General features: G+C 30.2%; 14 protein-coding genes. 11 read left to right on the top strand and 3 right to left on the bottom strand.

What is annotated here, in order from left to right:
* Window positions 1-31 precede the first annotated feature (31 nt).
* Complete coding sequence (locus JOP69_RS02485) at window positions 32-583, top strand: heme-binding beta-barrel domain-containing protein (RefSeq protein ID WP_203393019.1); 552 nt, start codon at window positions 32-34, stop codon at window positions 581-583.
* 172 nt (window positions 584-755) lie between these two features.
* Here JOP69_RS02485 and msrA read toward each other — a convergent pair whose 3' ends face one another.
* The gene (msrA, locus tag JOP69_RS02480) at window positions 756-1406 is read right to left on the bottom strand and encodes a peptide-methionine (S)-S-oxide reductase MsrA (protein WP_203393020.1); all 651 of its coding nucleotides are present in this window, start codon (window positions 1404-1406) and stop codon (window positions 756-758) included.
* Between the two features lie 399 nt (window positions 1407-1805).
* On the opposite strand from msrA, the gene dnaX reads away from it, so the two are divergent.
* Together dnaX and JOP69_RS02470 are read left to right on the top strand one after the other, a co-directional pair.
* Complete coding sequence (gene dnaX, locus JOP69_RS02475) at window positions 1806-3491, top strand: DNA polymerase III subunit gamma/tau (protein WP_203393021.1); 1686 nt, start codon at window positions 1806-1808, stop codon at window positions 3489-3491.
* Window positions 3492-3539: 48 nt separating this feature from the next.
* Window positions 3540-5189 carry a DNA mismatch repair protein MutS gene (locus JOP69_RS02470; RefSeq protein WP_203393022.1) on the top strand — a complete coding sequence of 550 codons (1650 nt, stop codon included), beginning with the start codon at window positions 3540-3542 and terminating at the stop codon, window positions 5187-5189.
* Here the strand turns inward: JOP69_RS02470 and JOP69_RS02465 are convergent.
* Window positions 5173-7014, bottom strand: coding sequence for a sodium:proton antiporter (locus JOP69_RS02465; RefSeq protein WP_203393023.1), 1842 nt, complete (start codon window positions 7012-7014; stop codon window positions 5173-5175). The two genes, JOP69_RS02470 and JOP69_RS02465, sit on opposite strands and share 17 nt — an antisense overlap.
* A gap of 127 nt (window positions 7015-7141) precedes the next feature.
* Between JOP69_RS02465 and JOP69_RS02460 the strand changes: the two genes are divergently transcribed.
* Genes JOP69_RS02460 through JOP69_RS02440 form a run of 5 tightly spaced genes read left to right on the top strand, consistent with a single transcriptional unit; the run spans window position 7142 to window position 11611 of the window.
* Window positions 7142-7975: a universal stress protein gene (locus JOP69_RS02460; protein WP_203393024.1), complete on the top strand. Its 834-nt coding sequence runs from the start codon at window positions 7142-7144 to the stop codon at window positions 7973-7975.
* Window positions 7976-10165, top strand: a complete 2190-nt coding sequence (locus JOP69_RS02455; RefSeq protein ID WP_203393025.1) for a SulP family inorganic anion transporter — start codon at window positions 7976-7978, stop codon at window positions 10163-10165.
* Window positions 10166-10171: 6 nt separating this feature from the next.
* Window positions 10172-10753: a tRNA-(ms[2]io[6]A)-hydroxylase gene (locus JOP69_RS02450; RefSeq protein WP_165731051.1), complete on the top strand. Its 582-nt coding sequence runs from the start codon at window positions 10172-10174 to the stop codon at window positions 10751-10753.
* 9 nt (window positions 10754-10762) lie between these two features.
* Entirely contained in the window at window positions 10763-11176 is a 414-nt protein-coding gene (locus tag JOP69_RS02445) for a hypothetical protein (RefSeq protein ID WP_203393026.1), read from the top strand.
* Between the two features lie 3 nt (window positions 11177-11179).
* Window positions 11180-11611, top strand: a complete 432-nt coding sequence (locus JOP69_RS02440) for a DUF4268 domain-containing protein (protein ID WP_203393027.1) — start codon at window positions 11180-11182, stop codon at window positions 11609-11611.
* Between the two features lie 404 nt (window positions 11612-12015).
* On the opposite strand, the gene JOP69_RS02435 is transcribed toward JOP69_RS02440, so the two are convergent.
* A complete protein-coding gene (locus tag JOP69_RS02435) occupies window positions 12016-12354 on the bottom strand; it encodes a DUF4870 domain-containing protein (RefSeq protein WP_203393028.1) in 339 nt (112 codons plus the stop codon).
* Window positions 12355-12532: 178 nt separating this feature from the next.
* Between JOP69_RS02435 and JOP69_RS02430 the strand changes: the two genes are divergently transcribed.
* The 3 genes from JOP69_RS02430 (at window position 12533) to mnmE (ending at window position 15457) form a co-directional block, all read left to right on the top strand.
* Window positions 12533-13033 carry a Dps family protein gene (locus JOP69_RS02430; RefSeq protein WP_203393029.1) on the top strand — a complete coding sequence of 167 codons (501 nt, stop codon included), beginning with the start codon at window positions 12533-12535 and terminating at the stop codon, window positions 13031-13033.
* A gap of 54 nt (window positions 13034-13087) precedes the next feature.
* The gene (locus JOP69_RS02425; protein ID WP_203393030.1) at window positions 13088-13963 is read left to right on the top strand and encodes a mechanosensitive ion channel family protein; all 876 of its coding nucleotides are present in this window, start codon (window positions 13088-13090) and stop codon (window positions 13961-13963) included.
* Between the two features lie 99 nt (window positions 13964-14062).
* Window positions 14063-15457, top strand: a complete 1395-nt coding sequence (gene mnmE, locus JOP69_RS02420) for a tRNA uridine-5-carboxymethylaminomethyl(34) synthesis GTPase MnmE (protein WP_203393031.1) — start codon at window positions 14063-14065, stop codon at window positions 15455-15457.
* The last annotated feature ends 279 nt before the right edge of the window (window positions 15458-15736 follow it).

Genomic DNA, 15736 nt, shown 5'->3' with positions numbered 1-15736 from the left:
TCAAGTTTCAACAGAAAAAAAACAATATAAAATGAGTGCAGTTATAGAAAATCCTTTGGTAAAATTAATTGGTGTTTGGAAAGGTGCAGAAGGTATAGATCTTGCTCCGAAACCAGACGAAGATGAAAATAACCCGTATTACGAGGTTTTAACCATAGAACCTGTAGATTTAGAAATTGAGAATGCAGAAGAACAAGAATTGGTTTCGGTTAGATACCATCAAATTGTGAGAGAAAAAGCAAATAACAAAGTATCTCACAGTGAAACTGGTTATTGGATTTGGGATAAAAACGAACATACCATTATGAATTCTTTTTCTATTACAAGAGGTGTTTCTGTGCTTGCAGGAGGAGAAGCTACGGAAGTAAACAACGAATTAAAATTAAGTGTTGCTGTCTTAGAAAATGATACCAAATGGGGAATTGTACAATCTCCTTTTATGCTAAAAAAAGCAAAAACTTTATCTTTTAAAAGAACATTTACCGTTATAGATAACAAATTAAGCTACACACAAGAAACGCTTTTAGACATTTATGGTAAAACGTTTTCGCATACAGACGTAAATACCTTATACCGAGTTTAATCACAGATCGATAGTCAAGAGTATAATTCACAGAGACTTGCCTAGAAATATAAAATATTTATTTCGGAAGCATACCTCCTATTATTAGATCGAGATTTTTTTAATCTGAATTTATTTTCAGATTCTTACTTTAGTCTCTTTTAGAAAGCCACTTTTAGCTTTTAGAAATATTTTATTTCTTCAACAACTCCGGAAACCTCTTTTTAAACTTATTCAATCTAGGCACAGAAACTGCTTTCACATACCCTTGATTTGGGTTTCTACGTTCAAAATCTTGGTGATACTCTTCGGCTTCATAAAACTTATTAAGTTTGGTAACTTCGGTTGCAATTTTACCTTGGTATACTTCTGCATTTAATTTTGCAATCATTTTTTCTATAATAGCCTTTTCTGCATCGGTTTTATAAAAAGCAATAGATCTGTATTGTGTGCCGTAATCTGGATATTGCCCATTTTCTGTTGTTGGATCTTGAGAACCAAAAAACACGGTTACTAGGGTTTCAAAAGAAACTATTTTTGGGTTGTAATACACAGCAACTGTTTCTGCATGCCCTGTTTTTCCGGTTCCAATACTTTTATAAGTTGGGTTTAAAGTATGTCCGCCAGCATACCCAGAAACCGCTTCTTCTACTCCACTTACACTTTCAAAAACAGCTTCTACACACCAAAAACAGCCACTTGCAAAATAAGCCACTTTGGTATTTTCATTGGCAACATAGGTTGCTTTTGTTTCCGATTGCGTTTGTTTTTTATCAGTAAAACCAAAACAAGAGATTAATAATAGAGAAAAACTTACAACGGTAATAGACTTTAAGATATTCATTTTACATTAAGTATTAGGGTTAAAAAGAAAATTGCACTAAAACAGTTGGTCTATTTTAAGTACAATTTTCCGAACTTTTAATTAAAAAAATTCCAAGGGGTTATATCTTTAGGATTTCCTTGGAAACATTCAATCCCATTTGAGGGGAATCAAAATTATTTTTAAATTACTTAAGTAGTCGATTTAAAGGTACAAAATTTACACGTTGTTTACAACTTTAGCTTTTTATTAAGAAAATATCTTGTAAAAAATACCTGATACCCCTATTTTTGTTCAATAATTAGTCACAAATTAAACCCGTCTTGTTAAGTGAAGCAAAAAATTTGCTGCTTTTAATAAAATTCTATGTAGATTTTAGAAACACTTAAAAAGACTTTAACTTTATACAACCTAATATACATGGAGCATTTTATAGTTTCTGCGCGTAAATATCGTCCACAAGTTTTTGCGGATGTTGTTGGGCAACAAGCCATTACAAACACGTTAGAAAAGGCTATAAAAAACAACCATTTAGCCCAAGCCTTGTTGTTTACAGGTCCTCGTGGAGTTGGTAAAACTTCTTGTGCTAGAATATTGGCTAAAAATATCAATCAACAAGATGCGGAAGTTTCTGCAGACGAAGATTTTGCTTTCAATATTTTTGAATTGGATGCTGCTTCTAACAATTCTGTAGATGATATTAGAAGTTTAACAGACCAAGTTCGTATTCCGCCACAAACCGGAAAATACAAAGTATATATTATAGATGAGGTACACATGTTATCTCAGGCAGCTTTTAATGCTTTTTTAAAGACGTTAGAAGAACCACCTGCACATGCTATTTTTATTTTAGCAACTACAGAAAAACATAAAATTATTCCGACGATTTTATCTCGTTGTCAAATTTTCGATTTCAAAAGAATTGGTGTTTTAGACGCTAAAAATTACCTAAAAGTAATTTGCGAAAAAGAAAATATTACCGCAGAAGATGATGCTTTGCATATTATCGCTCAAAAAGCGGATGGCGCAATGCGTGATGCTTTGTCTATTTTTGATAGAGTTGTTAGTTTTTCTGGAACCAATTTAACGCGTGAAGCGGTTACCGAAAACTTAAATGTATTAGATTACGAAACGTATTTTAATATGACAGATTTAATGCTAGCAAATAAAATACCGCAAGTATTAAATGCATTTAATGTAATCTTAGGGAAAGGTTTTGAAGGACATCATTTTATAAACGGATTGGCAAGTCATTTTAGAGATTTATTAGTTGCCAAAGACAAAGCTACTTTAGAGTTGTTAGAAGTGGGTGATGCAGCAAAAAAGAAATATTTAGAGCAAGCCACCAAAGCAAGTATTCCGTTTTTAATGCAATCTATAGAGAAAGCAAATCAGTGTGATTTGAATTATAGAGCCAGTAAAAATCAGCGACTGCTGGTAGAATTAACCATTATGCAAATTGCCTCTATCACTTTTGATGGAGAAAAAAAAAAGTCAGCTAACTACATAATTCCTGCTACTTTTTTCCAAGCACTTTCGCCGGCTGTAAAAGAAATTGCAAAACCGGTTGAAAAAAAACCTATTATTGTGCAACCCGTAAAAGTTGAAACGCCAAAACCTAGGATAAAACCTATTTTAAAATCTGTTGGTAGGCGTGCTTCTTCTTTATCTTTAAAAAGTATTCATGAGAAAAAGGTTGTAAAAAAAGCGGTTGAAGAAGAAAACTTTGACAATCACCCGAAAGACTTTTTTACCCAAGAAGCATTGCAAAATCTTTGGAAAGAGTATGTTGCCTTATTGATAAAAAAAGGAGAACGAAGCATGGCTTCTATTGTGGGTACAGACACTCCTCAATTAGGTGAAAACTATAAAATTTCTTTTTCTGTGCCTAATAAATTAATGGAAGATCAATTTAGAAAAGGAAGACCTAATTTATTAAACTTTTTAAGAGAAAGATTAAACAATTACGGAATTGATATTCTTGTGAATCTTAATGAAGCTGTAGAAAAAAAGTTTGCTTACACACCTCAAGAAAAGTATAAGAAAATGAGAGAAATAAACCCTCTTATAGATAAATTACGTCAAACTTTTGAGTTAGATATGTAACATTAGTGCAATAATAGCTACTTATAAATGTAATAATCTCTATAAACCATGAATTATTTTTTATGTATTGCTGTTATTTTTATTCTCTGGTTTATAGTTAGCAACTTCAATAAAAAAAAGCGTTTAAAAAAACGGAGCGCATTACTTTATAAAAATTGGGGAAATCTAAAAAAGGACGAATACTTTAACTTTTTTGTCATTGGAAAATATTTTGAGAACAATGCTCATAAAGAAAAAGCATATCATATTTTATCAGAAAAAAGTAAAATAGATTTTGATATTGATGACATTTTTAAGTTTGTAGACCGAACTTCTTCTAAAATTGGTCAGCAATATTTATATTTTAAATTAAGAACCATTGGTACTCTTAAAGACCTATTAAAATTTGATGAATTAACTACTTTGTTTCAAAAAGACAAAGATTTAAGTGTTTCTTGTCAGTTAGAATTGTCTAAATTAAACAATAATGATTCTTATTATTTAGAAGAATTGATCAATGACAAACCATTAGAAAAACCAAAATACTTATGGATTGTTAGAGGTTTAACAATTACTGCAATTTTATCAATTATACTTTTATTTTTCTATCCAATATTTAGTCTTTTATTGGTGCCTGTTTTTTCTGCAAACCTATTTTTTCATTATAAAAATAAGTACAACGTTGCCTATTATTTAAATGGTGTAACGCAATTATCTAGCGCATTAAAAGTGAGCAATAAATTGGCAAAAAACCCTAAAATAGTGGCTCATTTTAAAGACATTTCTTTTATTGAAAGCATAAAATCTATTCAACTAAAAACCGAATTTATTGCTTTTGAAAAGAATGTTACAGATGAATATTTATTCTTTTTTTGGTTTTTAGCAGAAATGATAAAAATACTATTTAATGTAGAGTATTTAGTGTTTTATAGTTTCTTAGACGCTATTAGTAAGGAAAGAAAAAGCATAGAAAGCTTATTTGTTTTTATCGGCGAAATTGATGCTGCTATTTCTACCGCTTCTTTAAAATCTGGAGGTTTAAAAATATGTACGCCTACTTTTAATAATGATAATGAATTAAAGGTTACCAACCTTAAACATCCTTTAATTGAAAATTGTATTCCCAATGATGTGTTTTTATCACAAAAAAGCATGCTTTTAACCGGGTCTAATATGTCTGGTAAAACTACTTTTATAAGAACTGTTGCCATTAATAGTATTTTAGCACAAACGCTTCATCTTTGTTTTGCAGATTCTTATACCGCTCCTTTTTACAAAATATATTCTTCTATTAGAATTACCGATGATTTGCTAGACAACACCAGTTATTATTTACAAGAAGTACTTACCGTTAAGGAATTAATTGATGCATCCAAAGACGAAAACCCTTGTTTATTTGTACTGGATGAAATTTTTAAAGGAACCAATACCATCGAAAGAATTTCTGGTGGAAAAGCTATTTTATCTTATTTAAATAAAAAGCAACATACCGTTTTAGTTTCTACACACGATATTGAATTAACAGATTTATTAGTAAAAGAAAATTACGATTTATATCACTTTAGTGAACAAATAGAGCATAATAACCTCTTTTTTGATCATCAACTAAAAGCAGGAAAATTAAAAACTCGGAATGCAATTAAAATTCTAGAGTTATATAAGTATCCTGCTGCTATTATTAAGAATGCGAAAGAAATTGAGTCTACTTATTTGGCTTAATAACTTCTACATTTTTACCTAAATAGATTAATGTACAATTGTCTTTTGCCAACTGTTCTTTTTCAAATTCTGACATTAGGTATAATTTATCATCTTTCTTTACAAATAAAAGCACCGATTTTAATTCATTAAACAATTTGGTTGTCATTGTATTGTAATCTGCTTCTGTTTCTATTTCAACTTCATAAATTTTAGGATTGTCTCTAAACGCTTCACTTAAATTTATATAATCGTCTTTAGGAGTAAAGAAACCTCGTTGTTCATCTATGCTTATATTTTTTCTTAAAATCTCTTCTGAAGTTGCTAGCCTATACGCCCCTTTTTCTCCAAAATTTTCAGAAAAACTGTCTACTGCAAACTTATTAACGGCTTCACTTCCGGTCATTGCTATTAAATAACCTACGTCATTTAATTCAATATTATCGGTTAAGTCTTGGTTATAAATATCTATTTCAAAAGCTTCTAAACCTGCTTTTAAAGATTTTTGAATAAAGTTTTTGTTAGAATCTATCAAAATAACTCTTTTTTCATTGTCGGTTAAATATTTAGCAATTAATCTAGCCGGACTCGAAGCACCTACTATTAAAATAGCATCAGAACTTTTTAGAAAAACACCTACCATTTTTGCAAATAATCTTGCCGTGGTTGCATTAAATAAAACGGTTCCTAAAACAATCATAAAAACCAAAGGCGTAATATACTCCGCTCCTTCTACTCCTTGTTTAATTAACTTGCTTCCAAATAATGAAGCAATACCTGCGGCAACAATTCCACGAGGCCCAACCCAACTTATAAATAGCTTTTCGTTGAATTTTAATTTAGATTTTCTGGTACTTGTAAAAACAGCTAAAGGTCTAATTACAAAAACTACAATAGCAAAAAGCGCTGCAGTTTTCCAAGTATATAACAAGAGTAAATCTTCTATATTTATATTGGCAGATAATAAAATAAATAAGATTGAAATTAATAAAATACTTAAAGATTCTTTAAAATAAAGGAGTTCTTTTAAATTGGCCAACTTTCCATTTCCTAAAACCATTCCCATTACTACCACTGCTAATAAACCAGATTCATGAGCAAACAATTCTGATAAAACGAAGACCAACAAAACGGCAGATAAAGAAACTACGTTTAGTAAATAATGAGGAATCATTTTTTTATTAATAGAAAAAGCTAATGCGTGTGCAAACGTAAACCCAAAAGTGGTTCCAAAAAGTAATATTTTACCAAACTCCATTAAGGCCGTTTTTGTAAAACCACTTCCACCATCTACACTAATAAACTCGAAAACCAATACGGCAACCAGCGCACCAATTGGATCTATTAAAATTCCTTCCCATTTTAAAACCGTAGAAATGTCTTTTTTTAGAGGTATGTTTCTTAAAATAGGAGTTATTACAGTAGGACCAGTAACGATGATTAAACCAGAAAATAGAAAAGAAAGTTCCCAACCTAAATTAAAAACATAATGCGCCACAATACCTGCTCCAAAAAAAGTAATTGCAGACCCCAACGTAATTAGTTTGGTAATAACAGGACCCACATTTTTTATTTCACTTCTTTTTAAAGTTAAACCACCTTCAAAAAGAATAATACTAATAGCTAAAGACACAAAGTAATACAAACTTTCTCCAGGGAAAAGTCCTTTTTCGCCGTTCCAAATTGGCTCTATCCATTTTGTACCGTCGCTACTTAAAAATTCAGCTGCAATTGGCCCTACTAGCAAACCAATTAAAATTAAAGGTAAAATTGCAGGAATTTTAAATTTCCATGCTACCCATTGTGATAATATTCCTAAAATAATTATACCTGCTAATTCTATCATTTATTAAAAATTCATTTAAATGTAAATTTAAGAATGTTTAGGCATGATAAAAATAAAAAATATAGTTTTTTTCTTTCTTTTAAAGTTTACTATATTGTGCCAAAAAGTTAACTTTTAAACCTATTTTTTGCAAAATATTCACAAAATCTTAATTGGTATTGCATTTTCTCCAAATTTAAAAGCAAATATATTTGAAGCCGTAAGACTGGCTAATCTATTTGATGCTGAATTAGTTGGCGTGCATGTTGGACCAAAATCTCGTCAAAAAAAAGTAGATCTAACCGCTCTTTTAGCAGCAGCCGATCCTTTAAAGAACTCGTTTAAAGCTATTTGGAAAGAAGGGAATCCTGTAGATGTAATTCTTGAAACTTGTGCTACAGAAAACATTAACTTACTTATTTTAGGAGCACTTCAAAAAGAAAATTTATTAAAATATTATGTAGGATCTATTGCCAGAAAAATTACTAGAAAGGCACCTTGTTCTGTTTTATTACTTATTAAACCTTCTTTAATTAGAGTTCCCTGCAAACATATTGTAGTAAATGGGCTAAAAGATGAAAGAACAGAAGAAACTATTAAAACCGCTTTTGTAGTTGCCAAGCGACTAAAATGTACTAAAATTACCATTGTAGAAGAAGTTAGTCAGAATGAATTACACGTAAAAGTGAGTGATGATAAAACTTTAAGAAAAGCAACGATAACTAAAGAACGATTAAAAACAAGAGAAGAACAACGCGTAAAAACCATTTTAAAAGATATAAATTGTACTGATATCAACATAAAAACTCAGAGTATTTTTGGAAAAAGAGGCTATTCCATTGGGCATTACGCTAAAGTAAAAAGAGCCGATTTGTTAATTATGAATGCACCCAATAAAGTTGGGTTTTTCGATAGAATATTCCCTCATGATCTTGAGTATATTTTATCTCAATTACCAACCGATGTTTTAATTGTTAAATAGATGCCGAAAAAAAATACTTTTAAAACGTTTATAAATGATGTACCTCAAAACCTTTTTTCTGGTTTTGTAGTTTCCTTAATTGCACTTCCATTAGGTTTAGGTTTAGCTTTAGCTTCTGGAGCGCCACCTATTTCTGGTGTTATTGCTGCCGTAATAGGTGGTATTGTTGTATCTATAATTGGAGGATCTAACGTAACCATTACAGGACCTGGAAATGGTTTAGTGGTTGTTATTTTGGGTGCAATTACCACTTTGGGTGAAGGAGACATGCACCAAGGTTTTTTATATACATTAGCCGCCGTAGTTCTCTCTGGAGTTATTATGATTATTCTTGGTTTTCTAAGAATGGGATCTTTAGGAGATTTCTTTCCTGCCTCTGCCATACAGGGTATGTTGGCTGCTATTGGTATCGGAATATTTGCAAAGCAAATTCATGTAATGTTTGGTAATTTAGACGCCAAAGGAAGCATTGTACAACTCTTATATCAAATTCCGGAAGGCCTCTTAAATTTAATAAAAACAGATAATTCTAGCATGTTTTATGCAGGAATGGTAGGAATAGGAAGTTTATTGATTATGATATTTTATGGAAAAATAAGAAATCGATATTTAAAATTGATTCCTGCACCTATGTGGATTGTAGTATTAAGTGTAGGTATGTATTATTATTATGATTTGGTTTCTGCGTCTGATTATCCCATTCATAAAAGCCTATTAATTGCATTGCCTAATGACATTTTATCAAATTTTGCTTTTCCCGATTTTGGTAAAATTTATCATGCCAACTTTATAAGTGCTGTAATAGCAATTACATTAATTGCAAGTATAGAAAGTTTACTAAGTATTAAAGCTGTTGATAAATTAGATCCTTTAAAAAGACGTTCTAATGTAAATAAAGACATTCGTGCTTTAGGATTAGCCACCGTTATTAGCGGTTTTTTAGGCGGATTAAATGTAGTAACGGTAATAGCAAGAAGTTCTGTAAACGTTAATAATAAAGGAACCAATAGATCTGCAAACTTTTTTCATGCGGCTTTTTTGGTTGCTTTTATTTTGTTATTTGCCACAGAATTGCGTAAAATTCCATTACCAGCTTTGGCTGCTATTTTAGTCTATACAGGATATAAATTAGCATCACCAGAAAACATTAAGAAAGTATTTAGTATCGGTTCCGAGCAATTAATTATTTTTCTAGTTACCTTATTTACAACTATTTTAACCAGTTTAATTACAGGTATTATTGTAGGTATTTTAATTACATTTATCATTCATGTTGTTATAAATAAAAATATCTTATTATTTATAAAAAACGTTTTAAAACCAAATATTTTAATGTTTGAAGAAGAGGATAAATACTATGTAAGTGTTAAGAATTTTTCTAGTTTTTTAAACTATACAAAGCTAAAAACCAAGTTAGACCAAATACCAGAAACCGAAGAAGCTATTATAGATTTTTCTTTATGTGAGTTTGTAGATCATTCTGTAATGGAAAACATGAGTAATTATGCTGCGTCTTTTCATAGAAAAGGTGGGCATTTTGAGGTAATAGGTTTAGACGATTCTAAATCTGGAAGTGAACATCCATTTGCATTACGTAAATCTTTACCTACAAAAGCACTTCCTAAAAAACGTGTTTTAACTAAAAGACAAAAATCGATTCAGAATATTAGTGAAGAAATGCATTGGAAATATTATGCAAATTCTGCCCTAGAAATGGAAGAACTACCCACTTTTGGTTATTTTAAGACTCGTAATATAGATAAAGTCTCTAACGTACTTTCTAATGAAGATTGTACTATTTTTGACGTCCATTTTACCGAAGGAGCTATGTTTGCAAAGCAAATGATAAAAGCAACTATGTTACATATTCATCCATTACATCCGGTTCCTCATTTTACACTAGATAAAGAAGGTATTTTTGAATATCTCTTAGAATTTGCAGGTTACAAAGATATTGATGTAAAAAATCATCCAGATTTTAGCAAACGTTTTTATTTAGCAGGAAAAAATGAAGAAAAAATTAGAGCATTTTTTACAGATGAATTAATTTTGTTTTTTGAAAGCAATAAACAATATCATATTTCTGCTACCAAAAACGGAATTTTAATATTTGGAAACGAACGTTTGGCAAGTGTTAAAGAAATTAAAGCTTTGGCTTATTTTGGTATGGGATTACAAAAAACAATATAAATAATTATGTTAGGATTACAATTCGAAACCGAAACTTCTTGGGCAGAAATTGCTAAAGATAATTTACAACAAATACTTACAGATCATGCCTTTTTAGAGCAAAAAGCGGCTTCTAACGCTGTATCTATTATCATTAATTATTCTGAAGAAACAGAGTTGGTAAAAGAAATGAGCAATATTGCTATTGAAGAAATGCAGCACTTTAAAATGGTGCATTTGTTAATGGTAAAACGCGGAATGGTTTTAGGGCGTGAGCAAAAGAATGATTATGCGATCCGATTACAAAAATTCTTTAAAAAGACAGGAGACAGAACAGATGCTTTAATTCAGCGTTTGTTAGTTGCTGCCTTAATTGAAGCTAGAAGTTGCGAGCGTTTTAAAGTATTTTCTGAAAACATGGAAGATGAAGAATTGTCTAAATTTTACAATAATTTAATGATTTCTGAAGCAGGACATTATACTACTTTTTTACAATTTGCACGTCAGTACCAAGACAAAGAGATTGTTAATGAAAAATGGAATGCCTTATTAGCTTTTGAAGCCGAATTGATGAAAGAACGTGGTAATACGGCCAAAATACACGGATAAACTCTAAAAATGGATATAGATAATATTTCTAAAATTGAACACTTTTCTACTTTTGTAGATTTAAGTTTAAAAGAATTTTGTGAGCAATTAAGTTCGGTTTTATCATTACCTCAAATGACATTTATTACTGAGGATGAAAGAGCATCTGCAGAACTAAGTTTTAACGGAATTGATTACAATGTTAGTAGGCCATTTAAGATAGGCACCTTAAATGAATGGGATGACAGCGTACCAAAAGACCATAATTTTGGTTTAGTTTTAAGTATTGATAAAACGAATACTGATTTTAACTATACTAAATTAGAAGAAATAGGCAATCTACTTTCTACCAATTTTAATACAGATCTTTTACATTATAGAACCTGGTTTTCTACTGGTTTTAGCACAGAAAAGGTTCACATATTTACACCGAATAAAAAATAACGAATGTTCTCTAAAGAAGAAGCAGCGCTTTTACGAAAAGATTTTTGGACTAGTTTTGGGAAATCTTTTCCTAGAAAATGGTTATTGTACAATACTAAAATTAAGGGTTTCTCTTTTAAATTTGTTGCCGAAAGAAAACAAGCAATGGTTTGTATAGATATTGAAAACCCAGATGAGTTGGTAAATTTACTCTATTACGACCAAATGTTGTCTTTAAAAACATTGCTAGAAACTGAGTTACCTGAAGTAATTTTTAATGATGCATATGAACTAGAAAGTGGTAAAATAATTCATAGAATCTATGTTCCTTTCGAAGGTAAATTTAGTGTGTATAATAAAAATTCTTGGAGAGATTGTTTTGAATTTTACATGGAAACCATGCCTAAATTTGAACTCTTCTTTTACGAATATGAAGACATTATAAAGAACATATAATCTTCTCATATTATAAAAATTTAAATAAAACAGGAGCTTCTTTTTTGGTAATTAAAAAGTTATTTAGATGGTTTTAATTGTACTTAAAAATGAAATTAACATTTTATAACACCACAACTAACCAAAAAAAATAGATTAAACTAAAGGTTTATATAAAATACACAACTAATTGAATTATAAGTAAATAAAACTAAAAATACTTATCTAAAAATAAACTATCAATTTTTCTTATAGTCTATATTTTTATGCGTTAAGGATTGCAACGACATCCTTTTTGTTTTTCGCAAAAAGATATAGTGGAAAGCCTGCCCTTTTTAGGGAACGCCCAACTTACTTACACTTATATTACAAAAAAAAAATCGCCCTAAAAAAAGACGATTTTAACACACTACTTTCTTCTTTTTCTATTTTATAAAAGTGATACTAAACGGGTAATTAATTGGTTCGTTATTACTTGCTTTTATGGCGTTTATAATTGGGAAAATTAAATAGAAAATTCCGATTACAATGAACCCTAAAATTCCTAATCCAAAAAGAAAAATTAAAGGGATACAAATTAAAATATAGATAAACATAGAAATTCTAAAATTTAGAATTGCTTTTCCGTGTGCGTCCATTCCAAAAATTTCATCCTTTTTTGTCAACCATAAAATTAACGGAACGACAAAGCCGCCTATGACGGTTACAAAATCTAATAATTGACTTAAATGTGTTAGAACTAATAATTGTTTGTCTTCTTTCATTTTTATAATTAAAGTTTTAGTTGGTATTCATTAGACGATAATTAACCAATTATGTTACCGCTTTTTAATTATTAATTTTTTGTTAAATAAGTATTTGAGTTAAGATATACTCCATTTGAGCAAAGACTAATTGAGCATTGCTTGTAGTTTTGTATGGAACTTAAAAACATATAAAATTATGAATTACTTAAATATTGACAAAGACCGAGTATTACCAGTTGTAACAGAATTAAATGTGCTTTTGGCAGATTACCAAGTGTATTATCAGAAATTAAGAAATTTTCATTGGAATGTTTTAGGTAAAAACTTTTTCGAATTACACAATCAGTTTGAAGACATGTATAATGATACCAAAATTAAAATTGATGATATTGCAGAAAGAATAGTAACCTTAAAATACCACCCAATTAGTAAATTATCTGATTATATAGAGGTTTCTAACATTAAAGAATCGAGTCCGTTATTAACAGACGTAGAAATGGTAGACATTTTAAAAAACGACCAGGATATTATTTTAAATCAGCTTTCTAGAGTTATAGAAAAAGCAAATATAGCTGAAGACGAAGGTACTGTAGATTTAATAGGAGCTTATATTAGAGAGTTAGAAAAATCTTCTTGGATGTTAAATGCATGGTCTAAAAACACTAGCGATGTGTTAGATAGTAGTTTTGTGAAATAGTGATTATTTTTAATAAACAGATAAAATAATCAATATTAAACTTTAAAACAAAACATGGATAAAATAACAAACAAACTAGAAATCTGGAAAGACATTTTTATAAAAAACATACCCAATATAGCCATTGCTTTGGTGGTAATATTTATAGCTTATTTTGCATCGAGAGCTATCAATACTTTTATTACTAAGAATTTAGGTAAAAAAATTAAACAAGAATCGGTAAGAAACTTAGTTTCTAGAGTTGCCTCTGCCTTTATATTCTTAACCGGTTTATATTTGGCAATGACAATTTTAAAGTTTGATGATACTTTAAAGGCTATTATTTCTGCAGCTGGTGTATCTGGTATTGTAATTGGTTTGGCCTTGCAAGGTACTTTGTCTAACACCATTTCTGGAGTTGTTTTATCTTTTAGAGAAAATCTAAATATTGGTAATTGGATAGAAACTAACGGTTTTTCTGGCCAAGTAATAGATATTAATTTAAATTACTTTGTAATTAGAGAGGCTGATAATAATATGGTGGTCATACCCAATAAAACCATTTTAGAAAACCCTTTTAAAAATTATTCTTTAACTACTAAAATGAGAATATCTATTACATGTGGTGTAGAATATGGTGCCGATTTAGAAAAGGTAGAATCTTTAACAAAAGAGGTTATTTCTACTAATTTTAATCAAAATGAATTAAATAAAAATGTGGAGTTCTATTATACCGAGTTTGGAGACAGTTCTATTAATTTTTTATGCAGATTTTGGGTAGATTCTAAAAATGCACTAGAAAAATTAAAAGCTAAGAGTGATGCTATTATAAAAATTAAACAAGCGTTTGATAAAGAAAACATTAGTATACCATTCCCTATGAGAACTTTGGAGATTTTACCAAACCAAAGCTTAGATATTCATAAAGTTGCGGACAAAGAAGTTTCTTAAGAACTTTTAGTATACCCCCTTCCCTATTGCTTAAAAAGCTGAATACAATTTGTGTTCAGCTTTTATTTTTCTGTAAAAATCTTTACGTATTTTTGCAACATGATTAATAACGATACTATTATTGCTTTGGCAACTCCTGCTGGTGTTGGCGCTATTTCTGTAATTAGACTTTCTGGTGAAAATGCTATAACTATAGTTGATGCTTTTTTTAAATCGATTAAAAAAGGAAAAACTTTAAAAAATCAGAAAACGCACACCATTCATTTAGGGCATATTGTACAAAATGATATCCTTATTGATGAAGTTTTAGTATCTATTTTTAAGAATCCGAATTCGTATACTGGAGAAAATGTAGTTGAAATTTCTTGTCATGGTTCTAGCTTTATTCAGCAAGAAATTATTCAGTTATTTTTACAAAATGGTTGCAGAATGGCTGATAATGGTGAGTTTACCATGCGTGCTTTTTTAAATGGCAAGATGGATTTAAGTCAAGCCGAAGCTGTTGCCGATGTTATTGCTTCTAATTCGGCTGCAAGTCACCAAATGGCGATTCAGCAAATGCGTGGTGGAATTACCAATGAATTGAAAGATTTACGTGTGCAATTACTAGATTTTGCTGCTTTAATTGAGTTAGAACTCGATTTTTCTGGTGAAGACGTAGAGTTTGCAGACAGAACGAAGTTTAAAGAACTGGTTGCAAAAATTACTTTTGTTCTAAAGCGTTTAATTGATAGCTTTTCTTTTGGAAATGCGATGAAAAACGGAATTCCGGTTGCTATTATCGGAGAACCAAATGTGGGGAAATCTACTTTATTAAACACACTTTTAAACGAAGAAAAAGCCATTGTTTCTGATATTGCTGGTACAACTCGTGATGCTATTGAAGACGAAATGATTATTGATGGTGTTGCTTTCCGTTTTATTGATACTGCCGGAATTAGAGAAACGGAAGACATTGTAGAGAGTATCGGGATTAAAAAAGCGTACGAAAAAGCAGAGAATGCTCAGTTGATCATTTTCTTAATCGATTCTAATAAGTACTCCTACTCTAGTGACGAATTTTTAGATGAAATAGAAACTATAAAAACTCGCTTCCCTAACAAGCGCTTATTAGTGATTGCCAACAAAGTTGATACCTTATCTTGTTCTGATTCGTCTATTTTACAATCTGAAATCGAGAATTTAATTCTACTTTCTGCTAAAAACAAAACCGGAATTGAAGAACTCAAAAACGAATTGACTTCTTTGGTTAATATTGGTGCTTTGAGTAACAACGAAACGATTGTAACCAATTCGCGTCATTTTGAAGCGCTAAACAACGCTTTAATCGCTATTTCTTCTGTACAAGAAGGTATTGACCTAGAAATTGGAACTGATTTGTTTTCTATCGATATTAGAGAGTGTTTGCGTCATTTAGGTAATATTACTGGTGAGTATGATGTTGATAAGGATATCCTTGGGCATATTTTTGGGAATTTTTGTATTGGGAAATAGATTTGTTTGCTTTTAGTTTCTTTTGGTAGTATTTTGTTTGAGTTTTGGATAAAATATTCGATTTTTTTTATCAAGAATTGCATTAGATAAGAGATTTTTTTTGCGGCAGATTGGTTCTTATATTGAAACTTTAGCATTAAAAAAGGGATCTGTACATTTCTTATCTTTTCTAAGCCGTATTTACTATAATACCCAAATTTTAATTTATAAAGGCGCTCGTTTTTCTGTAGAATTAAATTTTGCGCACATTTTTTTTAGATTGCGCATCTTTTTACTCCT

The sequence above is a fragment of the Polaribacter sp. Q13 genome (genome assembly GCF_016858305.2).
Lineage (GTDB): Bacteria > Bacteroidota > Bacteroidia > Flavobacteriales > Flavobacteriaceae > Polaribacter.
This window is presented reverse-complemented; position numbering and strand designations above follow the sequence as displayed.